The sequence below is a fragment of the Streptomyces sp. NPDC029138 genome, from assembly GCF_055564375.1.
Genome location: NZ_JBVHWM010000010.1, coordinates 129,711 through 151,594 on the forward strand (window position 1 = coordinate 129,711; position 21,884 = coordinate 151,594).

Below are 21,884 nucleotides of genomic sequence, written 5' to 3' on the forward strand. Positions count from 1 at the left end.
GAGGCTACGCCTCGGCTTCGTACGGCAGCAGTTCCGGCCGCTTCGGGGGGAGGCCGTCGCCCGAGGAACGGCCGGTCAGGCGGCGGCCTATCCACGGGAGCAGGTGCTGCCGGGCGAACCGGACGTCCGCGACCCGGCGCGTGACCCAGCCCGGTGGGGCCGTCGCCGCCATCGGCACATGCCACTCGGCGTCCTCGGCGGCGTGCCCGAGCGTCTGCCACACGGCCTCGGCGACCCTGCGGTGTCCCTCCGCCGTCAGATGCAGCCGGTCCACGTCCCACAGCCGCGGGTCGGCCAGCGCGGGCGCCCCGTACAGGTCGACCACCAGGGCGCCGTGCTTCTCGGCCAGCTCGTCCACGCAGGCGAACAGCTCCTCCATGCGGGGCCGGAACCGCTCCAGCACCGGGCCCTGGCGGCCGGGGCTGCGCATCAGCACCAGTTGCCTGCATGAGGGGGCGAGCCGTTCCACGGCCTCGGTGAGCAGGTCCCGGACCCGGCCCATGTCGCACTTGGGGCGCAAGGTGTCGTTCAGCCCGCCGACCAGGGTGACGACGTCGGCGTTCATGGCCGCGGCCACCGGCACCTGCTCGTCGACGATCTGCCCGATGAGCTTCCCTCGCACGGCCAGGTTGGCGTACCGGAACCCGGGCGTGCGGGCGGCCATCCGCGCGGCGAGCACATCGGCCCAGCCGCGGTAGGAGCCGTCGGGCAAAAGGTCCGACATGCCCTCGGTGAAGGAGTCGCCGATCGCGACGAGGCTGGTGTACGGGGGAGGAGTGGGATTCGTCTGCATGGCGACAGAGATGCTAACCCGGTCCCATACCCGCCGGTCGGTCGGCCCGGGAGATCCAGTACGACGCCGTCCACCCGGCGGCGGGCCGGGGGTGGTGCTCGGGATCGGCTACCGGTGGACCGGGTGAGGCTGGGGCGGGCTCTGTGCGTGGGCTGTGTGTGGCGCTGGGTGGGTTCTGTGGGCTGGGGCTGCCGGTGGGGCTGTGTGTGGCGCGGGGTGGGTTCTGCGGGATGGGCCGCCGGTGGGATTGTGTGCGGGCTCGGGGGTTGTGCATGGGGCTGCCGGTGGGCTGTGTGCGGCTCGGGGGTTTATACCTGAGGCGCCGGTGCGCTGGGCGTGGGCAGGGGTGGCTGAGCGGCGGCCTGGGCAGCCCTGGGCCCTTAAGCCGCCCCGCGGCCCGAAGCCGCCGTCAGTCGCTTGCGCAGCCGGCAGCACCCCTACCAGCTGCCCGCGGCAGCCCGCCTCCGTTCAGCCGCCCCGCGGCCCGAAGCCGTCGTCAGTCACCCGCGCAGTCGGAAGGACCCCTGCCAGCCGCCCGCGGCAGCCCGCCCCCGTCAGTCGCCCCGCGGCCCGAAGCCGCCGTCAGTCGCCTGCGCAGCCGGACGCACCCCCGTCAGTCGCCCCGCGGCCCGAAGCCGCCGTCAGTCGCCTGGGCAGCCGGAAGGACCCCCGCCAGCCGCCCGGCGCAGCCCGCCGCCGTCAGTCGCCCCGCAGCCTGAAGCCGCCGTCAGTCGCCTGGGCGGCCGGACGCACCCCCCGCCCAGCTGCCCGCGGCAACCGGTCCCCGTCAGCCGCCCGGCGCAGCCCGTCGCCGTCAGTCGCCCGCGCAGTCGGAAGGACCCCCGCCAGCAGCCCGCGGCAGCCCGCCCCCGTCAGTCGCCCGGTTCAGCCCCCGGCCGCGCCCATCCGCCGCGCCGATCTGCCGCGCCGATCAGCCGCGCGATGCAGCCCCGGAGCGCCCCGCTCCACCACGTGTCGTCACCCCTGCACCGGCTGGCCGAAGAGTTCTCGGAGTACGTCCTCCATCGTCACCAGACCCGCCAGTCGGCCGTCGTCGCCCAGTACCGCCGCCAAGTGCGTGCGGCTGCCGCGCATCGCGGTGAGGACGTCGTCCAGGGGTGTGCTCTCGCGGACGCGGGCGATGGACCGCATGTCGCGCAGGCGGAACGGCACGTCCTGGGGCGAGGCGTCCAGCGCGTCCTTGACGTGCAGGTAGCCCACGATCCGGCGGCCGGTGTCGACCACCGGGAAGCGGGAGAAGCCCGACTCGGCCGACAGCCGCTCCAACTGCTCCGGGGTGACGCCCACGCGCGCGTAGACGACGCGTTGCAGCGGTACGACCACGTCCCGCACCGGCCGGCTGCCCAGCTCCAGCGCGTCGTGCAGCCGTTCCTGCGCCCGGTTGTCGATCAGGCCCGCCTCGCTGGCGTCCTTGACGATCTCGGCCAGCTCGGTGTCCGTGAAGGTCGCCGCGACCTCGTCCCTCGCCTCCACCCGCAGCAGCTTCAGCAGCCCGTTCGCGAAGGCGTTGATCGCGAAGATCACCGGACGCAGCGCCCGGGACAGCGTGACCAGCGGCGGGCCGAGCACCAGCGCGCTGCGTACCGGTTCGGCGAGCGCGATGTTCTTGGGGACCATCTCGCCCAGCAGCATGTGCAGATAGGTCGCGAGGGTCAGCGCGATCACGAAGGAAACGGCGTGACCCGCGCTCACGGGCACGCCCACCGCGTGGAACACCGGCTCCAGCAGGTGCGCGATGGCCGGCTCGGCGACCACGCCCAGCACCAGCGTGCACAGCGTGATGCCCAGCTGGGCGGCGGCCAGCAGCGCGGACACGTGCTCCAGACCCCACAGCACGCTCCGCGCGCGCCGGTCGCCCTCCTGCGCCAGCGGTTCGATCTGCGAGCGGCGGACCGAGATCAGCGCGAACTCGGCGCCGACGAAGAAGGCGTTGACGACGAGGGTCGCCAGACCGATCAGCAGCTGTATGGCGGTCATCGCGTCCCCTCCCGCGTCCTGCGGCGTCCTTCGGTCCTGCGGCGTCCTTCGTTCCCGCGGCGGCCTTCGGTCCCACGGCGTGTCTCGGTCCCGCCGCTGCGATCGGTCCCGCCGCTGCGATCGGTCCCGGCGGTCCCGGCGGTCCGGGCGGTCCCGGCGGTACGGTCGGCTCCGGTGGGCCCGACGGGCCGTTCGTCGTCCAGCGGCGCGTGCAGCAGCACCCGGGCGGCCCGGCGGCCCGAGGCGTCGACCACGTCCAGTCGCCAGCCGGCCACCTCGACGCTGTCACCGGCGGCGGGTATCCGGCCCAGCTCGGTGGCGACCAGGCCGGCCAGGGTCTCGTACGGCCCCTCGGGCACGCGCAGGCCCACGCGCGCCAGCTGGTCGGTGCGGGCGGCGCCGTCCGCCGCGTACAGGGCCCGGCCCCGCTCGTCCGCGCCGGCGGGGGCGAGGTCGGGTGTCTCGTGGGGGTCGTGCTCGTCCCTCACGTCGCCGACGACCTCCTCCACGATGTCCTCCAGGGTGGCCACCCCGGCCGTACCGCCGTACTCGTCGATGACGACGGCCATGGTGCGCCTGCCGCCGAGCCGGTCCAGCAGCCGGTCGACGGTCAGGGACTCGGGCACCAGCAGCGGCTCGCGCATCACCTGGGCGACCGTGCGGTGGCGCCGCTGGTCGGCGGGGACGGCCAGCACGTCCTTGATGTGGGCGGTGCCGACGACCGAGTCCAGGCTGCCCCGGTACACAGGGAACCGGGACAGGCCGGTGGCCCGGGTGGCGTTGGCCACGTCCTCGCACGTTGCCTGGGTGTCCAGGGCGACGACCTGGACACGCGGGGTCATCACGTTCTCGGCGGTGAGGTCGGCCAGGTTCAGCGTCCGGACGAACAGCTCGGCGGTGTCGGGCTCCAGGGCGCCCTTCTTGGCGGAGTGCCGGGCGAGGGCGGCCAGCTCCTGCGGCCCGCGCGCGGAGGCCAGCTCCTCGGCGGGCTCGATCCCGAGCCGGCGCACGACACGGTTGGCCGTGTTGTTCAGGTGGGTGATGAAGGGCCGGAACGCGGCGCTGAACACGCGCTGGGCGCTGCCCACCCGCTTGGCCATGGCCAGCGGCGAGGAGATCGCCCAGTTCTTGGGCACCAGCTCGCCGACGACCATCAGGACCACCGTCGACAGGGCCGTGCCGAGGACCAGCGCGGCCGAACTCGCCGTGGTCCCTGACAGACCCATCGCGCGGAACGGACCGGCGAGCAGCTTGGCGACCGACGGCTCGGCGAGCATGCCGACCACCAGGTTGGTGACGGTGATCCCGAGCTGCGCGCCGGACAGCTGGAAGGTCAGGTTCCGTGCGGCCTTCAGGGCGCCGGCGGCACCGCGCTCGCCGCGCTCGGCGGCCCGCTCCAGCTCGCCGCGTTCCACCGTGGTCAGCGAGAACTCCGCCGCCACGAAGGCGCCGCAGGCCAGCGACAGCAGGATCGCCACCAGAAGGAGGAGCACTTCGGTCATCGGGTCACCCCCGTCCCAGGATCGGACAGGGCTGGGAAGAACGCGCGGTGTCGCGGACTGGGAGGCTCGCCCATGGGCGGACGCTCACAACCTTTCATAGAGGGCCGAGTGCTCCGTCAAGGGTAAAGGATGAGCAAAGAAGCTCTCGGGTCCCGGCTCCGGCCCTCTGGTCTCAGTCCGTGAGCGGCTTCACCCAGCGCCGCCAGTGCTCCTCCGGCCCGTACCCGGCCGCACGCCAGGCGTGGTGCGCGGTCTCGTTGCGCTCCAGCACCATCGCGTCCGCGCGCCGCCCGCCGAGTCGTACGAACCGCTCCTCGGCGGCGGCCAGCAGCGCCGAGGCGATGCCCTGCCGCCGCCGCTCCGGGTGCACCGCGAGCCGGTAGAGATGGCACCGCCAGCCGTCGAAGCCGGCGATCACCGTGCCGACCAGCTCGCCGTCCCGTTCGGCGAGGATCAGGGCCTCGGGGTCGCGCCCGGTCAGCCGCTCCACACCGGCGCGGTCGTCGCTGATGCTGGTGCCCTCGGCGGCCGACCTCCAGAACGCGAGGACGGCGTCGAGGTCGTCGGACACGGCGGCGCGTATACGTAGATCAGTCATGCCTCATCATGATCAGATCCGCCCGCCCATCACCTCGGATTCCGTCATGCGGACTCCGCGCGCAGCCGTTCCAGCACCAGCGCGAACACCTCCATGAACGGCTCCAGCACGGTCAGGTACGAGAACCCGAACCGCTCCCGCTGCGCCCGCGCCACGACCTCCTCCAGCGGATCCGCCAGCACGAGGGGCATGGCTGGCGCCTGTTCCATGGTCAGACCGGGCCGACGCTCCGAACCGCTTCGTTCTCTCCAGGACGGCCTCGGCCGTCGGCCGTGCCGTCTCGGTCACGATCCGCCCGTCGGCGAGGAAGAGCACCGGGTCCGCGGTCCTGGGCGAGCGCAGGTGCCGGGGCAGGCGCGGGTCCGGTGCCGTGCCTCCGTGCGCCCTTGCCGCCGCTAGCATTCCGGCGCTAGCGTCGAGGCATGGCGAAAACCCAGCTGAACGTGCGCGTGGACGAGGGCACCGCCCGCGCCGCCCGCGAGCGCGCCCTGGCCCGCGGGATGAGCGTCAACCGCTACATCGAAGAGCTGGTCAGACAGGACACCGGTGAGGCGGGCCGCACGTTCGTCGAGGCCGCCGCCGACTTCATGAAGCAGTACGAGTCCGTGTTCGCCGAGGAGTTCGCCGAGACCCGCGGCACCGACGCCGGTGAAGGCCGCCGCTGATCCCTTGAACGATCTCAGCATCGACCTCGCCTGGCTGCTCATGCTCGCCGAACAGAAGACCCCCGGAGATCCACAGGTCACCGACTGGGGCGCCCTGGTCGCCGCCGTCGCCCGGCACCGGGCCGAGATATTCGGCGTGCCCGTGTACGACACCCCGCACGCCCGCGCCGCTTCCCTGCTGCAACTGCTGATCCACGTCCCGGCGCTGGAGCGGGCCAACGCGCTGTTCGCCTCGGCGGTCGCCTACGCCTACCTGGTCGCCAGCGGCGAGAAGGTCGCCACCACGCCCGAACAGGTGCGGGACCTCGCCCGGCTGGTCAAGGACGGCTCCGCGAGCGTCGACGACATCGCGCGGGAGCTGCGCGGCTGGATCCTGTGATCAGCGGGCCTCCGGCTCGTTCGGCCGCCAGGCCACGCCGAGCGCGCAGTAGGAGGTCGGCAGGGCCGGGCCCTTCTCCGGGAGCAGTACCTGCCGGTGCGGGCCGAGGCGGAACCCGGCGGCGCGCAGCGCGGCGACCGGCTCCCGGGAGAGATGACAGCCCCCGTTCAGCGCCGGCCACAGCGTGCGGTCCAGGGCGTGCTGGGTCACCGTCATCACCCGGCCGCCACCCCGCCCGTGCTCGAAGAACCGCACCTCGCCGCCGGGCCGGAGCACCCGCCGTACCTCACCGAGCGTCCGCTCGACATCCCGCACGCTGCACAGCACCAGCGACAGTACGGCCGCGTCGAACGCCTCGCTCTTGACCGGCAGTGCCTCCGCCGCGCCCGGCACCACGTCGACCGGCACCTCGGCGCGCAGCGCGGACTCCAGCGCCAACTGCCTGAGCAACGGCTCCGGTTCGATCGCGACGACCTCCGCGACGGTGCCGGGGTAGTGCCGGAAGTTCAGCCCGTTGCCCGCGCCGATCTCGATCACCCGCCCGGACAGCCCGGCGAGCAGCCGCTCCCGCATCCCGGCCATCCCGAGCCGGGACTCGGCGCCGACGCTGATCCGGGCGTAGTAACGGGCGAACAGCGGATGGTGGACGGGACCCCGCGCCACCTGGCCGGAACGGGTGGACAGCAGCCGCATGGCAACCTCCCTGGACAGCACGCCCTCAGGAAGAGTGTCCCCCGGCACGCCCCGACACACCCCACCGAGCGGCCCGCGGCCTGCCCAGCGGGGCACCGGGTCAGGTCCCGCAGGGCTGCGCGCGGCGACGCTGACGGGGCCGTCGGTCGCTGTGGAGGAGGGCTGGCGGCGTCGTTCCGGGCGAGCTGTTCCGTGCTTGGTCAGCAAGCGGGAATAGGTCCTGCTGGTCGGACGCGGCGAGGCCAGCCTGGCGCGAGCGCCCGTCCCTGTCGCGGAGGGCTTGGCAGCGCTTTTCCGGGCAAGCTGCCCACACGTACTCAGGGGGCCACCCGGCGCCGCAGGCGCAGGCGCCGGCGACCCGGCACGGCAGCGGTGCCCCGCCAACGTCGGCCGCCAGACACAGCTGCGGTGCCCCCGCCGACGCCCGGGCCGGGCAGCGCTGTGGCCCCCCGGCGCCCCGGCCCGGCAGGGCTACGGCGCCTCTCGCACCCGGAACGCCTCCGCGTCCCATGTGCCGTCCAGGTGGGGGGCCAGCCAGGTCGGGGCCGTTGTGCGGAACTCGGTGGGGGGGAGGGTGCCGGCTCCGGCGGGCAGGGCGCCGAGCAGGGGGGCGGCGGCGACCTCCGGCAGGTCGGCCACGTTGCAGCGGGTGGCGAGGTCGGGGGCGGCGGGCCAGCTGCCGATCACCAACCCGGCCAACTCCAGGCCTCGGCGCCGTAGTTCACGTGCCGTCAGCTCCGTCACGTTGAGTGTGCCGAGCCCGGCCTGCGCTACGACCAGCACCGGGGCGCCCAGCAGCCCGGCCGCGTCGGCCAGCGTGCCGCCTGCCGCGTCGAACCGGACGAGCAGCCCGCCCGCCCCCTCGACCAGCACCAGATCGTGCTCGGTGGCCAGCTTGGCGGCCCGCTCGGCCACCTCCTGCGGATGCACCGGCGCCATCCCGGCCCGCCGGGCCGCCGTACCCGGCGCCAACGGCTCCGGGAACCGGGCGAGTTCGTCGGTCGTGACCGGGCCCGCGAGCCGCGCGACCTCGTCGGCGTCCCCGCGCTCGTCCGGCCGCACACCCGTCTGGGCGGCCTTCAGCACGGCCACCGAGCGCCCGGCCGCGAGCGCCGCGGCGGCGACGGCGGCCGTGGTGACGGTCTTGCCGATCTCCGTGCCCGTCCCCGTGATCACCAGTACCGGCATGTCATCCCTCCCGCGCCGCGGCGCACACCGCGCGCGCGATCCGTGCCACGTCCTCGTCCGAGGTGACGTACGGCGGCATCGTATAGATCAGGTCGCGGAACGGGCGCAGCCACACGCCCGCTCGTACGGCGGCGTCGGTCGCGGCCTTCATGTCCACCGCGTGGTCGAGCTGGACGACCCCGATCGCGCCCAGGACACGGACGTCCCGCACCCCGGGGAGGTCGAGCGCCGGCGCCAGGCCCGCCCGCAGGCCCGCCTCGATCCGCTTGACCTCCGCGAGCCAGTCCTGCCCCCGCAGCAGTTCGATGGAGGCGCAGGCCACGGCCGCGGCCAGCGGGTTGCCCATGAACGTCGGTCCGTGCGCGAGCACGGGCACCTCGCCCCGCGAGATGCCGTCGGCGACCCGCGCGGTGCACAGGGTGGCGGCCATCGTCAGATATCCGCCGGTCAGCGCCTTGCCCACGCACATCACGTCCGGGCCGACGGACGCGTGGTCCGCCGCGAACAGCGCGCCGGTGCGGCCGAAGCCGGTGGCGATCTCGTCGAACACCAGCAGCACGTCGTGCGCGTCGCACGCCTCGCGCAGCACCCGCAGATAGGCGGGGGAGTGGAAGCGCATCCCGCCCGCGCCCTGCACCACGGGTTCCACGATCACCGCGGCCAGCTCGTCCGCGTGCCGCGCGATCAGTTCCCGTAGATGCTCCGCGTACGCCTCGTCGTACCCGGCGGGCGGCGCGTCCGCGAACACCTGGCGGGGCAGCACGCCGGTCCACAGCTGGTGCATCCCGCCCTCGGGGTCGCACACCGACATCGGGTTCCAGGTGTCACCGTGGTAGCCGCCGCGCCAGGTCAGGAGCCGCTGTTTGCCCGGCCGGCCGAGCGAGCGCCAGTACTGGAGGCACATCTTCACGGCGACCTCGACCGACACGGACCCCGAGTCGGCCAGGAAGACGTGCTCCAGGCCGTCAGGCGACATGTCGACAAGGAGCTTCGCGAGCCGGACGGCGGGCTCGTGCGTGAGCCCGCCGAACATGACGTGGCTCATCCGCCCGAGCTGCTCGCGCACGGCCTCGTTGAGGACCGGGTGGTTGTAGCCGTGGATGGCCGACCACCACGACGACATGCCGTCGACCAGCTCGCCGGACCCGTCCGCCAGCCGCAGCCGGACCCCGCTCGCCGCCTCCACGACGAGCGGTTCCGCGCGCCCGGGCATCGGGCCGTACGGATGCCACACATGCCGCCGGTCCAGCTCCAGCAGTTCCGGCACACCGAGGTCAGGCATTGGGCGCGAGGTCCGTCCCGGCGCCCCGGCGGCGGACCGCGACCAGGTCGGTCCGCGGCTCGCCCGCCACCGCCGGCGCCGACCCGCAGACGCCGCCCTCGTGGCAGCCCCCGGTGTCCCCGCAGCCCACGGCCTCCGCCCGGTGCTCCGGCAGCGTCACCTGGTCGGCGCCCTCCACCTCGAACCCGGCGTCCGCGATCATCTCCAGGTCGGCCTTGCCGGCCTGGCCCTCGCTGGTCAGGTAGTCGCCGAGGAAGATGGAGTTGGCCAGGTGCAGCGCCAGCGGCTGCATCGTGCGCAGATGGACCTCACGGCCGCCCGCGATCCGGACCTCCACGTCCGGGCAGACGAACCGGACCATGGCGAGGATGCGCAGGCAGCGCTGCGGGGTGAGGTTCCACTCCTTGGCCAGCGGGGTGCCCTCGAACGGGATCAGGAAGTTCACCGGGACCGAGTCCGGGTCCAGTTCACGCAGTGAGAACACCACGTCGACCAGGTCCTCGTCGCTCTCGCCCATGCCCGCGATCAGACCCGAGCAGGCGGACAGGCCGGCAGCGTGCGCCTTCCGTACCGTGTCCACCCGGTCGGCGTACGTGTGGGTGGTGGTGATGTCCCCGTACGTGGACTCGGAGGTGTTGAGGTTGTGGTTGTAGGCGTCCGCGCCGGCCTGGCGCAGCCGCTCGGCCTGGCCGTCGGAGAGCAGGCCGAGGCAGGCGCACACCTCGACGCCCTCGTTCTCTTCCTTGATGGCCTTGATGGTCTCCGAGACCCGGTCCACGTCCCGGTCCGTCGGGCCGCGCCCGCTGGCCACCAGACAGACCCGCTTGGCGCCGCCCGCGAGTCCCGCGGCGGCGGCCTGGGAGGCCTCGTCCGGCTTGAGCCAGGTGTACTTCAGGATGTCGGCCTTGGAGCCGAGGCGCTGGGAGCAGTACGAGCAGTCCTCCGGGCACAGGCCCGACTTGAGGTTCACCAGATAGTTGAGTTTCACCCGGCGCCCGAACCAGTGCCGGCGCACCTTGCCGGCCGCGGCCACCACGTCGAGCAGGTCGTCATCGGAGGTGGCCAGCACGGCGAGCGCTTCCTCGCGGGTCGGCAGCTCGCGCCGAAGCCCCTTGTCCACCAGCGTGTTCAGCAGGTCCATGAGGCCTGATCCTGTCCTACGGGACCGTCCCGGGCCAAGGAGACTTCGCACAACGGAGCAGGTTCACCGTGTGGGTATTGCCACACCATGGGCGGCTGGTCGTACCGCTAGGGTCTGTCCGCTACCTACAAAAGCACCGGAGGACCCATGGCGTTCGGCTGGATCGACGAGCAGGCCGAGGCGCGCCGCCGCGCCGGACTCGTCCGCACCCTGCGTCCGCGTCCCGCCGACGCGCCGCTGCTCGATCTGGCGAGCAACGACTACCTGGGCCTGACCCGCCATCCGGTGGTCGTCGAGGGAGCCGCCGAGGCCGCCCGGACGTGGGGCGGCGGCTCCACCGGCTCCCGGCTGGTCACCGGCACCACCGCTCTGCACACCGAACTGGAGCGGGCGCTGGCCGCGTTCTGCGGGTTCGAGGCGGCCCTCGTGTTCTCCTCCGGGTACGCCGCCAACCTCGCCGTGGTCACCGCGCTCGGCCCGCACGGCTCGCTGATCGTCTCCGACGCGGGCAACCACGCCTCCCTCATCGACGGCTGCCGGCTCGCCCGGGGCGAGACACAGGTCGTCGGGCACGCCGATCCGGAGGCCGTACGCAAGGCGCTGGCCACGCACGGGGGCGCGGCGATCGTCGTCTCCGACACGGTGTTCTCCGTCGACGGGGACCGGGCGCCGCTGGCCGCGCTGGCCGAGGCATGCCGGGAGCACGGCGCGGGACTCGTCGTGGACGACGCCCACGGGCTCGGCGTGCTGGGCGAGGGCGGCCGGGGCGCGCCGTACGCGGCCGGGCTCGCGGGCGCCGAGGACGTGGTCGTCACCGCCACCTTGTCCAAGTCGCTGGGCAGCCAGGGCGGGGTCGTGCTCGGCCCGGCCCGGGTGATCGACCACCTGGTCAACGCGGCCCGGACGTTCATCTTCGACACCGGCCTGGCGCCGGCGGCGGCCGGTGCCGCGCTAGCGGCGCTGCGGCTGCTGGAGCGTGAGCCCGAACGGGCGGCGCGGGCCCGCGAGGTGGCCACGGACCTGTACGCACGGCTGACCGCCGCGGGTCTGGAAGCGGTGCGTCCGGACGCCGCGGTGGTCTCCGTGCGGGCTCCGTCCCCGGAGCAGGCGGTGCGCTGGGCGGCCGACTGCCGTACGGCAGGCCTGGCCGTGGGCTGTTTCCGTCCTCCCTCCGTGCCCGACGGCATCTCACGGCTGAGGCTGACCGCCCGGGCTGACCTCTCCGGGGCGGAGATCGAACGCGCTGTACGAGTCATCGGCGAAACGCGACCATGAGTCGGCGTACACGGCCGTGTGTCGCACGAGGGTGACGAACGGGTGATCGGTTCTGATCGGAGTGTGCTGACCTCTCTGATCAGAGCGTGGTGACGAACTCCGCCCAGCTGCCGGCGGAGAAGAGCAGCGCGGGTCCGGCGGGGTTCTTCGAGTCGCGCACGGCGAGCAGTCCGGCCGCGGGGCCGGAGCGCGGCCGGGCCGTCTCCACGCAGTTGTTCGCTCCCGTGCTGTAGCTGCTGCGCAGCCAGCGCACAGGATGCAGGTCGGTACTGGCAGGGACATTCCGAGGCAGAGCTGACATGGTGCCTCCTTACGCGCCGTCACCTATCCCGGCGATGTAGTCCAACGATTCCTCAGGGGAAAGGGCGTGGAACTGAAGGGTGTTGAAGGCCTCGGAGTAGGCCATGAGGTCTTCTTTCCGCTCCAGGTAGAGGCTACTCGTCAACTGGTCAAGAACAACCACGTCCAGATCAGAAGTGCTCGGAAATGAGAAGATAACGAAAGGCCCGGTAAGGCCGACATGCGCCCCCGCCGCGAACGGCAGCACCTGGAGCCGTACCTGGGGCAGCCGGGCGGCCTCCATCAGCCGTTCCAGCTGCCGGACCATCACCTCCGGACCGCCGACCTCGCGGCGCAGCACCGCCTCGTCCAGTACGGCGCTCAGCAATAGCGGCGGGTCGGAACGCAGCACGTCCTGCCGGGCCAGACGCACTTCCACCAGCGTGTCCAGGCGGTCCTCGTCCAGGTCCTTGACGGCCGCCCGGGTCACCGCGCGGGCGTACTCCGGCGTCTGGAGCAGGCCCGGCACCACCGTCGTCTCCAGGGTGCGCATCGCGCTCGCCTGCGACTCCAGGCTGATGAAGTCGCGGTAGGTGGGCGGCAGCACCCCGCGGTAGGCGTGCCACCAGCGGTGCCGGCCGCCCGCGTCCTCCGACCCCGACAGCATCAGCAGCAACTCGCGCAGATGTGCGTCCCGCACCTGATAGGCGTCGAGCAGTAACCGAAGATCGGCCGGTTTCACGCCGCTGGCCCCGGTCTCGATGCGGCTCACCTTCGACTGGTGCCAGCCGACCAGCCGAGCCGCGTCACCGCTCGTGAGCCCCGCACCGGTACGCAGCATGCGCAGTTCGGCGCCCAGTTTGCGGCGGCGCACCGCCGGACCGTTCTGCATGGGCTCCTCCTTACTCCTTCCGGGTCGCCCACATACGGTCTCGCGTCGCAGAGTTCACCGCTTCGAGCGACAGATATATGCATATCTTGGTGGATCGCCCCCCGTGACCGGACCGTTGGTGGCAGTCTGGCGAACAAGCACCAGTCCGGGACCGTACTCGAACCCTCCGCCACTTGTCGGACCACGGCCCCGTGGGAAAGGGACGACGTCGCCATGGCAGACCACCTGGAAGCATCCGTCACTCTGCCGAGCGATCCCGCGTCGGTCTCGGCCGCGCGCTCGTACGTCGTGGGGACCCTGGCGGAGTGGGGCCTGCCGTCCGACACCGACGTCGCCGACACCGTGCGGCTCATCGTCTCCGAACTCGCCACGAACGCCGTACAGCACACCTTCGGCCAGTCACCCACCTTCACGGTCGACATCGCGCTGCACCATGACGAACATCTGCGCATCGGCGTCACGGACAGCCATCCCCGCTTCCCGAAGAGACTGCCCGCCGCCGTTCAGCAGGACAACGGCCGCGGCATGGTCATCATCCGCTGGCTCACCGCGGAGTGCGGCGGCAGACTCCGCATCCGCCCCACCCGAGAGGGCGGCAAGACGGTCTCCATCGAACTCCCCTGGACGCTCCCGGCGGCCCCGGTACCGGCGGGCCAGCAGGAGCCCTAGCCCTCCGGGCGGGGCCGAGGCGTTCCTGGACCGGCCAAGGGGCGCACGGCAGGCAAGCGTGGCCCCCGGGCCGGCGCACTCGGCCGGCCGCCCTTCCCTGGATGAACTGCTCGACGCGCACCGGCCGGCCGCGCTCCATCCGCGCCCGACCCGCCAGCACGCCGTGGCCTGAAGCGCCGCCCGAACGCTCCCCGCAACAGCGCCCGGAAGGCGTCCGCCGCAGAATTCCTCTCGCCCGCGCGGTACACCACCGAGATCGTGCGGCGCAGCCGTCCGCCCTCCAGGGGCCGCAACCCGACCGGCGCGGTCGCGGTCCGCGCGACCATCTCCGGTACGACGGCCACCCCGAGCCCGGCACCGACCAGCACGCACCCACGGCGTACCCGGGCGTCGGCACCAGCAACGCCGGAGTGGCACCCGCCTCGGCGAGCAGAGCCCTCGATCTCCCGCCGGACCGCATCATGCGGCGCCACGCTGATCGGCGGCTGCCGGGCCGGCTCCGCCGCGCCAGCCGGGACGAGGCACTGGCGAGCGCGTGCCCCGGGGCGGTCACCAGGAAGCTCCTTCACCAGGAGCGGCTCCTTCACCAGGACCGGCTCCAGCCGTACCGCCTCCGGCACCGGGACGGCCTCGGCCGGGTGGTAGGTGTGGGTGAGCGCCAGATCCACCTCGCCGGACGCCACCGCGGTGACCCCGGCCGGCGGCCGTAGTCCGCGACCGAGAGGCGTACGTCGGGATGCGCCCGGCGGAACGCGCCGAGCACGGGCGGCAGCAGGTGCACCCTGGTGGTCGGGAAGGTGCCGAGCCACAGCGCGCCCTGGTGAACCTGGTCAGCCGCGCCAGTTCGTGCCGGGCCCGCTCCAGCTCGTCGAGCACCCTCCGGACGTGGGCGACCAGCACCTCGCCGGAGGGTGAGCGGCGTGTAGCCGAGCCGATGCGGTGGCCCGGGCGATCGAGCCGGCCACCGCCACCGCCATGAGCGCGGTGAGGCGAGTGGGGTCGTACAGAGGGTCGTGGCTCGGCGCCCCGGGCGGGCTCCGCGTGCACACCACCCTGGCGGTGGCCGACGTCACGGTGGCGCCTATGCGCTCCAGTTCGGGCCGCGCACCCTGTGGGCGCCGCGGCGGCCCGTCCAGGCGTCGGAGGAAGCCGCGGCCGGGACGCCCGTCCGCTCCGGCAGGGATGGCCGCCCTGCTGGTGGACCGGCTCGGCAGACGGCGGCGCCGGCCCCGGGCCGCCCGTGGGCTGCGGGCGGGCACCGGGGTGGCGCTCACGGCGCTGGGAGCGGCCCTGCTGCTGGAGCCGCTCCCGGCCTGAGACAGGGTCAGCTGACCCGGCCGTACCAGACGCTCCTCGTCCAGATCTTCTCGAGCTTCACCACGTCCCCGGTCTTCGGGGCGTGCCAGATCTTGCCGTGTCCGGCGTAGATGCCGACGTGGTAGACGTACGAACCCGAGTGGAAGAAGACCAGGTCGCCCGCCTTGCGGCTTCTGGCGGAGATGTGGTGCGTCTTGTTGTACTGCTGGGCGGCGGTGCGCGGCAGCTTCTTGCCGGCCTTCTTGAAGGAGTAGAGCGTCAGCCCCGAGCAGTCGAACCTGCGCGGCCCGGTGGCTCCCCACGCGTACGGGGCACCCTTCTTGGAGGCCGCGACCTTGAGTGCTTTCGTCGCCATGGTCGCGGCGGAGGCGTCGGTGGCGAGGCCGGGCACCGCGATCGAGCCGCCCACGGCGGCGAGGGTCAGGGCCGAGGCCGTGCCGGCCCGGGCCATCAGCGACGGGACACGATTGAGCGCAGTCATGCGCAACCCTTCGTCAGCCGCCTGTGAAGGATGACCTGTCGGATTCGGGCTGGCGAAGTTGCCCGGCCGCGTTGCCACGGCTTCACCCCAAGGGTCGCCCGGAGCCGACGCCCGTCCATGTCGTACAGACGAACATCCGTTCCGGGGACCCGCCTTGCTTGGGTCCTCCACTCCTGCCGATCCACTCCGTCGACCGGTCATCCGGGCGGCGGCAGGACTCGGCGTCCGCCCGGATCGCCCCGCCGCGGTGGCGGGGGCTTGTCGTCAGACAGGGATCTTGGCTCACGACTGTCGGAAAATCCCAACGGAATCGGGGATTTGTGGCGTTACTCACCACTCACCCGTTCGGGTGGACACTGCTCTGTTCGAGCCTCCGTCAGATCCCGGACGTAGCCCCCGACCTGGGACGAAGCACTGTCCGGCGGCTCATGGACGCGCGCGCCGCGCAACTCGGGAGGCCCGGAAAACGATCTGGATATACACCGGTCGGCGGTACGTCGTTCGGGCCGTTTCAATTCCGGTCCGAACGGCGCGTGTCGACGCGCGGGGCCCGCCGGACCGGAGGAGCGTCCGCCTCAGCCGACGCCGTCCGGCGGGAGCGTGACGCGAGCGGCCCGGCGCTCACCGTCCAGCACCCGCAACGCCTGTGCCAGCGTGTCCCCGTGCAGCTCCGTCTCGCCCCGCTGATGCATCAGCGCGAGCGCGTCCCGCAGCTCTGCCGCCTTGCGCACCAGGGCCTGGGCCGCGCGCAGCCCGCGGTAGGTGTCCCCGGGGCGGGCCGGGTTGATACGGCCCAGCAGGTCGACCGCCTCCAGGTAACGGTCGATCAACTCGCCCTCCGCACGGGTCAGCGCGGGCAGCGGTGGGAGGTCCGGCAGCATGAGCGGCTCACCTCGCGTCCGGTGCGCCGGGCGTGTCCCGGCGGCTCGGCACGATGCCGTCCACCAGACCGTAGGCGACCGCCGCGGTGGCGTCCAGGATCAGGTCACGCTCCAGGTCCTCGTGGACCTGCTCGGCCGTGCGCCCTGTGTGCCGGACGAGCATCTGCTCCAGGGTTGTCCGGGTCCGCGCCAACTCCTCGGCCTGGAGGATCAGGTCGCTGGGCCGTCCGCGCACCGGCTCGGGCAGCCGGGGCTGCTCGATCACCATGCGGGCGCCGGGCAGGGCGAACCGCTTGCCCGGGGTGCCGGCCGCGAGCAGCACCGCGGCCGAGGCGGAGGCCTGGCCCAGGCAGTAGGTCACCACGTCGCAACTGACGTACCGCATCGTGTCGTAGATCGCCGCCATGGCGTCGAACGAGCCGCCCGGCGAGTTGACGTACAGCGTGATGTCCCGGTCCGGGGCCTTGTGTTCGAGGTACATGAGCTGCGCCGTCACATCGCCGGCCGCCGCGTTGTCGACCGGTGTGCCGAGGAAGACGATCCGGTCCTCGAAGAGCTTCGCGTACGGATCGAGGGTGCGCACGGCGCTCCCGGTGCGTTCGGTGAACTCGGGCAGGACATGGCGGGCGGACGGTCGGGACATGGACATACGCCTCCTCATGACGAGGCCCTGACGGGCTCGACTTCTGTAAAAAATGTACAGGACGTACGTGACGTTATGATGGAGGTATGGCCTACGAGATTCCGGTGACGCAAGCCAGGGCTGAACTCGCCGACCTGATCAACCGCGTGGTGTACGGCGGTGAGCGCGTCGTCGTCACCCGGCACGGCAAGCCGCTGGTCGCGCTCGTCTCGGCCGCCGACCTGGAGCGGCTCGACGCGCTGGACGAGCCGGCCGAGGAGCAGGTCATCAGCTCGGTGTCCGGAGTGCGCGAGGCCGGTTCCGCGCCGCGTGAACAGCGGCGCTTCGGGATCGCGGCGGAGCACCGGAGGCCGGGCGCCTCCTGAGCCGCGTCTTCGCGAGGGCCCATCGGCCGGTCATGGGCCGATCAAGGTCTGGTTAACGTCGTTGAAACTCCGGCGTTCTAGCCTGCCGATCCACGCCACCAGGGGTTTTTCTGCCCGGAGTGATGACACTCCGGGGATTTGCCTGTGTGTTACACCTATCCCCGTCGTGGTGGCCGCGGCCACCGGACCCCGCACGGTCCGGAGCAAGGACTGTGAGGTGGGACGTGCAACTGACCCCGCACGAGCAAGAGAGGCTGCTGATCCATGTGGCGGCCGACGTGGCCGAGAAGCGCAGGGCCCGTGGGCTCAAGCTCAACCACCCGGAAGCGGTCGCCCTCATCACGTCGCACATCCTGGAGGGCGCGCGGGACGGCCGCACCGTCGCCGAGCTGATGTCCTCCGGCCGCAAGATCCTGACCAGGGACGACGTCATGGACGGGGTCGCCGAGATGATCCACGACGTCCAGGTCGAGGCCACCTTCCCGGACGGCACCAAGCTCGTCACCGTCCACGACCCGATCATCTGAGGGGCCGCTATGATTCCCGGAGAGATCCTGTTCGCGGACGAGCCCGTCGTCTGCAACGCGGGCCGCGCGGTCACCCGGCTGACCGTCCTCAACGCCGCCGACCGGCCGGTCCAGGTCGGCTCCCACTACCACTTCGCCGAGGCCAACCCCGGCCTGGAGTTCGACCGCCCCGCCGCACGCGGCAAGCGGCTGAACGTCGCCGCCGGCACCGCCGTCCGCTTCGAGCCCGGCATCCCCGTCGAGGTCGAACTCGTGCCCCTGACCGGCGCCCGGATCGTGCCCGGACTGCGCGGCGAGACCGGAGGTGCCCTCGATGCCTGAGATCTCCCGCGCCGCCTACGCCGACCTGTTCGGGCCCACCACCGGCGACCGCATCCGGCTCGCCGACACCGACCTGCTGATCGAGATCGAGGAGGACCGCTCCGGCGGCCCCGGGGCCGCCGGCGACGAGGCGGTCTTCGGCGGCGGCAAGGTCATCCGCGAGTCCATGGGCCAGTCCCGCGCCACCCGCGCCGAGGGCACCCCCGACACCGTGATCACCGGTGCCGTCGTCGTCGACCACTGGGGCGTCGTCAAGGCCGACGTCGGCATCCGCGACGGCCGGATCACCGCCCTCGGCAAGGCCGGCAACCCGGACACCATGGACGGCGTCCACCCCGACCTCGTCATCGGCCCCGAGACCGAGATCATCGCCGGCAACGGCCGCATCCTGACCGCCGGCGCCATCGACGCGCACGTCCACTTCATCTGCCCCCAGGTCGCCGACGAGGCGCTGGCCTCCGGCGTCACCACCCTGGTCGGCGGCGGCACCGGCCCCGCCGAGGGCTCGAAGGCCACCACGGTCACCCCGGGCCCCTGGCACCTGGCCCGGATGCTGGAGGCGATGGAGGCCTACCCCGTCAACGTCGGCTTCCTCGGCAAGGGCAACACCGTCAGCCACGAGGCGATGCTCTCCCAGATCCGCGGCGGCGCCGTCGGCCTCAAGCTGCACGAGGACTGGGGCTCCACACCCGCCGTCATCGACGCCGCGCTCACGGTCGCCGACCGCACCGGCATCCAGGTCGCCATCCACACCGACACCCTGAACGAGGCCGGGTTCGTCGGCGACACCCTCGCCGCGATCGCGGGCCGGGGCATCCACTCGTACCACACCGAGGGCGCGGGCGGCGGCCACGCCCCCGACATCATGACGGTCGTCTCGCAGCCGAACGTGCTGCCCAGCTCCACCAACCCGACCCGGCCCTTCACCGTCAACACGACCGAGGAACACCTCGACATGCTGATGGTGTGCCACCACCTCAACCCGGCCGTCCCCGAGGACCTCGCCTTCGCCGAGTCCCGGATCCGCCCCTCCACCATCGGCGCGGAGGACGTCCTCCACGACCTCGGCGCGATCTCGATCATCTCCTCCGACTCCCAGGCCATGGGACGCGTCGGCGAGGTCGTCCTGCGCACCTGGCAGACCGCGCACGTCATGAAGCGCCGGCGGGGCGCGCTGCCCGGCGACGGCCGCGCCGACAACCACCGGGTACGGCGCTATGTCGCCAAGTACACGATCAACCCCGCGCTCGCCCAGGGCCTCGCCGCCCAGATCGGCTCCGTCGAGACCGGCAAGCTCGCCGACCTGGTGCTGTGGGAGCCCGCGTTCTTCGGGGTCAAGCCGCTCCTCGTCATCAAGGGCGGGCAGATCGCGTACGCGCAGATGGGCGACGCCAACGCCTCCATCCCCACCCCGCAGCCGATCCTGCCCCGTCCGATGTACGGAGCCATCGGCCGGGCCCCCGCCGCCAACTCCGTCAACTTCGTGGCCGATCTGGCGATCGAGGACGGGCTGCCGGAACGGCTCGGGCTCGGCAAACGGTTCGTGGCGATCGAGTCCACGCGCGCGGTCACCAAGGCCGACCTGCGCGAGAACGACGCCCTGCCGGACGTCCGGATCGACCCCGACAGCTTCGCCGTGCACATCGACGGCGAACTGGTCGAGGCCACCCCGGCCGCCGAACTGCCCATGGCCCAGCGCTACTTCCTGTTCTGATGTCCAGGTCAGCACTGCTCGTCCTGGCCGACGGCCGTTTCCCCGCCGGAGGGCACGCGCACTCCGGCGGGGCGGAGGCCGCCGTCAAGGCGGGCCGGATCACCGACGCCCCGAGCCTGGAGGAGTTCTGCCGGGGCCGGCTGCACACCTCCGGGCTGGTCGCGGGCGCGCTCGCCGCGGCGGCCGTCCTCGGCGCCGACCCGGGCGCACTGGACGCGGCGGCCGACGCGCGGACGCCGTCCCCGGCCCTGCGGGCCGCCGCGCGGCGCCTGGGCCGACAGCTGCTGCGGGCCGCCAGGGTGACGTGGCCGTGCGCCGAACTGGACGCCGTGGCCCGCCGGTTCCCCAAGGGCGCCCATCAGCCGGTCGTGCTCGGTCTCGCCGCCCGGGCGGCCGGGCTCGCGCCCGAGGACGCGGCCCACTGCGCGGTCTACGAGAGCGTGAGCGGGCCGACGACGGCCACCGTGCGGTTGCTGAGCCTCGCCCCGTTCGACGCGACCGCCGTTCTCGCCCGGCTGGCCCCCGAGCTGGACCGCGTGGCGGACTCCGCCGTGGAGGCCGCGCGGCGGGTGGCCGACGAGGGGGTCGACGCGCTGCCCGCGGCTTCGGCGCCCCTGCTGGAGGTGGGTGCGGAGTGGCACGCCGGCTGGCCCGTGCGGCTGTTCGCGTCATGAGTCCGCCCGCCCACTCGACTCGCTCGGCTGAAGACTCACCGACCACAGGAGCCGCATCCATGCACCTCGACCACACCCACCCCGCCCCCGCCGCCCTCAGCGCCGACGCGCGCCGCCCCGACGGCACCCGCCGTGCCCTGCGGATCGGGCTCGGCGGCCCGGTCGGCTCGGGCAAGACCGCCACCGTCGCCGCTCTGTGCCGGGCGCTGCGGGACGAGCTGTCCCTCGCGGTCGTCACCAACGACATCTACACCCGCGAGGACGCCGAGTTCCTGCTTCGGGAGGCCGTGCTGCCGCCCGAGCGGATCACCGCCGTCGAGACGGGCGCCTGCCCGCACACCGCGATCCGCGACGACATCTCCGCCAACCTCGAAGCCGTCGAGGACCTGGAGGACGCGGTCGGCCCCCTGGACCTGATCCTCGTCGAGTCCGGCGGCGACAACCTCACCGCCACCTTCTCCAAGGGGCTCGTGGACGCCCAGATCTTCGTGATCGACGTGGCCGGCGGCGACGACATCCCCCGCAAGGGCGGACCCGGAGTCACCACCGCCGACCTCCTCGTCGTCAACAAGACCGACCTCGCCCCGTACGTCGGCTCCGACCTCGCCCGGATGGCCGCCGACGCCAAGGCGCAGCGGGCCGAACTCCCCGTCGTCTTCCAGTCGTTGCGTGGCGGGACCGGAGTCACCGACGTGGCCGCCTGGGTCCGCGAGCGGCTCGCCGCGTGGACGGCGTGACCGTCACCGGGGTCCGGGCGAGCGCCCGGATCGTCGCCCGCGCCGACGGCCGTGGCGGTACGGCCCTGCCGGTCCTGGACGGCGAGGGCCCGCTGGCGCTGCGCCGCACCCGGTCGGCCGGAGCCGAGGCGAGGATCATGGTCGTCGGCGCGATGAGCGGGCCGCTCGGCGGTGACCGCTTCGCGCTGGCCGCGCGGGTGGAGGAGGGCGCCCGGCTGCGCGTCGGATCGGCCGCCGCCACCCTCGCCCTGCCGGGCCAGGCCAAGGGCGAGGCCCGGTACGACGTCCGGCTCGACGTGGCCGCCGGCGCCGAACTGCACTGGCTGCCCGAGCAGTTGATCTCCGCCGGCGGCAGCGACCTGTGTGTCACCACCCGGGCCGACCTCGCCGCCGGCGCCCGGTTCGTGCTGCGCGAGGAGCAGGTGCTGGGGCGGGCCGGGGAGCAGCCCGGGCGCCTCACCAGCCGGCTCACCGTGCGGGTCGCGGGCCGGGCCGTCCTGGACCAGGAACTGGCCTGCGGCCCCGGCGCGCCGGGCGGCTGGGACGGGCCGGCCGTGCTGTCGGGGTGCCGTGCGGTGGGCCAACTCGTCGTCGCACGCCCCGAGTTCGCCGAAGCCCCACCGGCCGCGCGGATGCTGGGGGAGTATGCCTCACTGGTGCCCCTGGCGGGGCCCGCCGCCCTTGTCACCGCCGTCGGGCCGGACGCGCTGCGACTGCGCAGACTCCTGGACGAGGCACTGACCGAACTCGGCTGAGGAGACGGCTGTCCGAGGCATCGAACATGATCATCCGGTTATCGGATTGATAAAGATAGGTGACGACCCCTGTTCTCAGCCGACCCACAGCCGAGAGGATCCCCGCCTGACAACT

25 protein-coding genes and 2 pseudogenes are annotated in these 21,884 nt (G+C 73.0%); 12 read left to right on the forward strand and 15 right to left on the reverse strand.

Annotation, left to right across the window (positions count from 1 at the left end; translation table 11 throughout):
- Positions 1 to 4: 4 nt before the first annotated feature.
- From ACZ4WH_RS12425 to ACZ4WH_RS12445, 5 genes and pseudogenes are all read right to left on the reverse strand, one after another.
- Positions 5 to 793, reverse strand: a complete 789-nt coding sequence (locus ACZ4WH_RS12425) for an SGNH/GDSL hydrolase family protein (protein WP_468179437.1) — start codon at positions 791 to 793, stop codon at positions 5 to 7.
- Between the two features lie 978 nt (positions 794 to 1,771).
- Positions 1,772 to 2,791 carry a hemolysin family protein gene (locus ACZ4WH_RS12430; protein WP_468179438.1) on the reverse strand — a complete coding sequence of 340 codons (1,020 nt, stop codon included), beginning with the start codon at positions 2,789 to 2,791 and terminating at the stop codon, positions 1,772 to 1,774.
- Positions 2,788 to 4,293: a hemolysin family protein gene (locus ACZ4WH_RS12435; protein WP_468179440.1), complete on the reverse strand. Its 1,506-nt coding sequence runs from the start codon at positions 4,291 to 4,293 to the stop codon at positions 2,788 to 2,790. The genes ACZ4WH_RS12430 and ACZ4WH_RS12435 overlap by 4 nt, the downstream gene beginning before the upstream one ends.
- Before the next feature lie 172 nt (positions 4,294 to 4,465).
- Positions 4,466 to 4,891 (reverse strand): GNAT family N-acetyltransferase, encoded by a 426-nt coding sequence (locus ACZ4WH_RS12440; protein ID WP_468179442.1) that lies wholly within the window; start codon positions 4,889 to 4,891, stop codon positions 4,466 to 4,468.
- A gap of 44 nt (positions 4,892 to 4,935) precedes the next feature.
- Positions 4,936 to 5,121 (reverse strand): annotated as a pseudogene (locus tag ACZ4WH_RS12445) (LLM class F420-dependent oxidoreductase); the annotation flags it as partial.
- Between the two features lie 192 nt (positions 5,122 to 5,313).
- Here ACZ4WH_RS12445 and ACZ4WH_RS12450 point away from each other — a divergent pair.
- Together ACZ4WH_RS12450 and ACZ4WH_RS12455 are read left to right on the forward strand one after the other, a co-directional pair.
- Positions 5,314 to 5,556: a toxin-antitoxin system HicB family antitoxin gene (locus tag ACZ4WH_RS12450; RefSeq protein ID WP_132788406.1), complete on the forward strand. Its 243-nt coding sequence runs from the start codon at positions 5,314 to 5,316 to the stop codon at positions 5,554 to 5,556.
- Positions 5,557 to 5,560: 4 nt separating this feature from the next.
- Positions 5,561 to 5,935 carry a fic family toxin-antitoxin system, toxin component gene (locus ACZ4WH_RS12455; RefSeq protein WP_468179444.1) on the forward strand — a complete coding sequence of 125 codons (375 nt, stop codon included), beginning with the start codon at positions 5,561 to 5,563 and terminating at the stop codon, positions 5,933 to 5,935.
- Here ACZ4WH_RS12455 and ACZ4WH_RS12460 read toward each other — a convergent pair whose 3' ends face one another.
- From ACZ4WH_RS12460 to bioB, 4 genes are all read right to left on the reverse strand, one after another.
- Positions 5,936 to 6,628, reverse strand: a complete 693-nt coding sequence (locus tag ACZ4WH_RS12460; protein ID WP_468179446.1) for a class I SAM-dependent methyltransferase — start codon at positions 6,626 to 6,628, stop codon at positions 5,936 to 5,938.
- Between the two features lie 471 nt (positions 6,629 to 7,099).
- Positions 7,100 to 7,816, reverse strand: coding sequence for a dethiobiotin synthase (bioD, locus tag ACZ4WH_RS12465; protein ID WP_468179448.1), 717 nt, complete (start codon positions 7,814 to 7,816; stop codon positions 7,100 to 7,102).
- Position 7,817: 1 nt separating this feature from the next.
- Positions 7,818 to 9,098: an adenosylmethionine--8-amino-7-oxononanoate transaminase gene (locus ACZ4WH_RS12470; RefSeq protein WP_468179450.1), complete on the reverse strand. Its 1,281-nt coding sequence runs from the start codon at positions 9,096 to 9,098 to the stop codon at positions 7,818 to 7,820.
- Positions 9,091 to 10,239, reverse strand: coding sequence for a biotin synthase BioB (gene bioB / locus ACZ4WH_RS12475; protein ID WP_468179452.1), 1,149 nt, complete (start codon positions 10,237 to 10,239; stop codon positions 9,091 to 9,093). The genes ACZ4WH_RS12470 and bioB overlap by 8 nt, the downstream gene beginning before the upstream one ends.
- Positions 10,240 to 10,386: 147 nt before the next feature.
- On the opposite strand from bioB, the gene ACZ4WH_RS12480 reads away from it, so the two are divergent.
- Positions 10,387 to 11,514: an 8-amino-7-oxononanoate synthase gene (locus ACZ4WH_RS12480; protein ID WP_468179454.1), complete on the forward strand. Its 1,128-nt coding sequence runs from the start codon at positions 10,387 to 10,389 to the stop codon at positions 11,512 to 11,514.
- Positions 11,515 to 11,593: 79 nt separating this feature from the next.
- Here the strand turns inward: ACZ4WH_RS12480 and ACZ4WH_RS12485 are convergent, their stop codons facing one another.
- Positions 11,594 to 11,815, reverse strand: a complete 222-nt coding sequence (locus ACZ4WH_RS12485) for a DUF397 domain-containing protein (RefSeq protein WP_365700981.1) — start codon at positions 11,813 to 11,815, stop codon at positions 11,594 to 11,596.
- A gap of 9 nt (positions 11,816 to 11,824) precedes the next feature.
- Entirely contained in the window at positions 11,825 to 12,685 is an 861-nt protein-coding gene (locus tag ACZ4WH_RS12490) for a helix-turn-helix domain-containing protein (RefSeq protein WP_468179456.1), read from the reverse strand.
- Positions 12,686 to 12,898: 213 nt separating this feature from the next.
- Between ACZ4WH_RS12490 and ACZ4WH_RS12495 the strand changes: the two genes are divergently transcribed.
- The gene (locus ACZ4WH_RS12495) at positions 12,899 to 13,354 is read left to right on the forward strand and encodes an ATP-binding protein (protein WP_468179458.1); all 456 of its coding nucleotides are present in this window, start codon (positions 12,899 to 12,901) and stop codon (positions 13,352 to 13,354) included.
- Here ACZ4WH_RS12495 and ACZ4WH_RS12500 read toward each other — a convergent pair.
- The gene (locus ACZ4WH_RS12500) at positions 13,351 to 14,163 is read right to left on the reverse strand and encodes a LysR substrate-binding domain-containing protein (RefSeq protein ID WP_468179460.1); all 813 of its coding nucleotides are present in this window, start codon (positions 14,161 to 14,163) and stop codon (positions 13,351 to 13,353) included. The genes ACZ4WH_RS12495 and ACZ4WH_RS12500 overlap by 4 nt on opposite strands.
- 379 nt (positions 14,164 to 14,542) lie before the next feature.
- Between ACZ4WH_RS12500 and ACZ4WH_RS12505 the strand changes: the two are divergent.
- A pseudogene (locus ACZ4WH_RS12505) lies at positions 14,543 to 14,671 on the forward strand (LysE family translocator); the annotation flags it as partial.
- Positions 14,672 to 14,678: 7 nt separating this feature from the next.
- Here ACZ4WH_RS12505 and ACZ4WH_RS12510 read toward each other — a convergent pair.
- From ACZ4WH_RS12510 to ACZ4WH_RS12520, 3 genes are all read right to left on the reverse strand, one after another.
- Positions 14,679 to 15,152, reverse strand: coding sequence for a C40 family peptidase (locus ACZ4WH_RS12510; protein WP_468179462.1), 474 nt, complete (start codon positions 15,150 to 15,152; stop codon positions 14,679 to 14,681).
- A gap of 575 nt (positions 15,153 to 15,727) precedes the next feature.
- Complete coding sequence (locus ACZ4WH_RS12515) at positions 15,728 to 16,033, reverse strand: hypothetical protein (protein ID WP_468179464.1); 306 nt, start codon at positions 16,031 to 16,033, stop codon at positions 15,728 to 15,730.
- 7 nt (positions 16,034 to 16,040) lie between these two features.
- Positions 16,041 to 16,676 carry an ATP-dependent Clp protease proteolytic subunit gene (locus tag ACZ4WH_RS12520; RefSeq protein ID WP_468179466.1) on the reverse strand — a complete coding sequence of 212 codons (636 nt, stop codon included), beginning with the start codon at positions 16,674 to 16,676 and terminating at the stop codon, positions 16,041 to 16,043.
- Between the two features lie 86 nt (positions 16,677 to 16,762).
- On the opposite strand from ACZ4WH_RS12520, the gene ACZ4WH_RS12525 reads away from it, so the two are divergent.
- From ACZ4WH_RS12525 to ACZ4WH_RS12555, 7 genes are all read left to right on the forward strand, one after another.
- Entirely contained in the window at positions 16,763 to 17,041 is a 279-nt protein-coding gene (locus ACZ4WH_RS12525; protein WP_468179468.1) for a type II toxin-antitoxin system Phd/YefM family antitoxin, read from the forward strand.
- A gap of 224 nt (positions 17,042 to 17,265) precedes the next feature.
- Complete coding sequence (locus ACZ4WH_RS12530; RefSeq protein ID WP_468179470.1) at positions 17,266 to 17,568, forward strand: urease subunit gamma; 303 nt, start codon at positions 17,266 to 17,268, stop codon at positions 17,566 to 17,568.
- A 9-nt stretch (positions 17,569 to 17,577) separates the two neighbouring features.
- Positions 17,578 to 17,889, forward strand: a complete 312-nt coding sequence (locus ACZ4WH_RS12535) for an urease subunit beta (protein ID WP_468179472.1) — start codon at positions 17,578 to 17,580, stop codon at positions 17,887 to 17,889.
- The gene (locus ACZ4WH_RS12540; protein WP_468179474.1) at positions 17,882 to 19,603 is read left to right on the forward strand and encodes an urease subunit alpha; all 1,722 of its coding nucleotides are present in this window, start codon (positions 17,882 to 17,884) and stop codon (positions 19,601 to 19,603) included. The genes ACZ4WH_RS12535 and ACZ4WH_RS12540 overlap by 8 nt, the downstream gene beginning before the upstream one ends.
- Positions 19,603 to 20,277: an urease accessory protein UreF gene (locus tag ACZ4WH_RS12545; RefSeq protein ID WP_468179476.1), complete on the forward strand. Its 675-nt coding sequence runs from the start codon at positions 19,603 to 19,605 to the stop codon at positions 20,275 to 20,277. Before ACZ4WH_RS12540 ends, ACZ4WH_RS12545 begins: the two co-directional genes overlap by 1 nt.
- 59 nt (positions 20,278 to 20,336) lie before the next feature.
- Positions 20,337 to 21,014 carry an urease accessory protein UreG gene (ureG, locus tag ACZ4WH_RS12550; RefSeq protein WP_468179478.1) on the forward strand — a complete coding sequence of 226 codons (678 nt, stop codon included), beginning with the start codon at positions 20,337 to 20,339 and terminating at the stop codon, positions 21,012 to 21,014.
- Complete coding sequence (locus tag ACZ4WH_RS12555) at positions 21,011 to 21,769, forward strand: urease accessory protein UreD (protein ID WP_468179480.1); 759 nt, start codon at positions 21,011 to 21,013, stop codon at positions 21,767 to 21,769. Before ureG ends, ACZ4WH_RS12555 begins: the two co-directional genes overlap by 4 nt.
- The last annotated feature ends 115 nt before the right edge of the window (positions 21,770 to 21,884 follow it).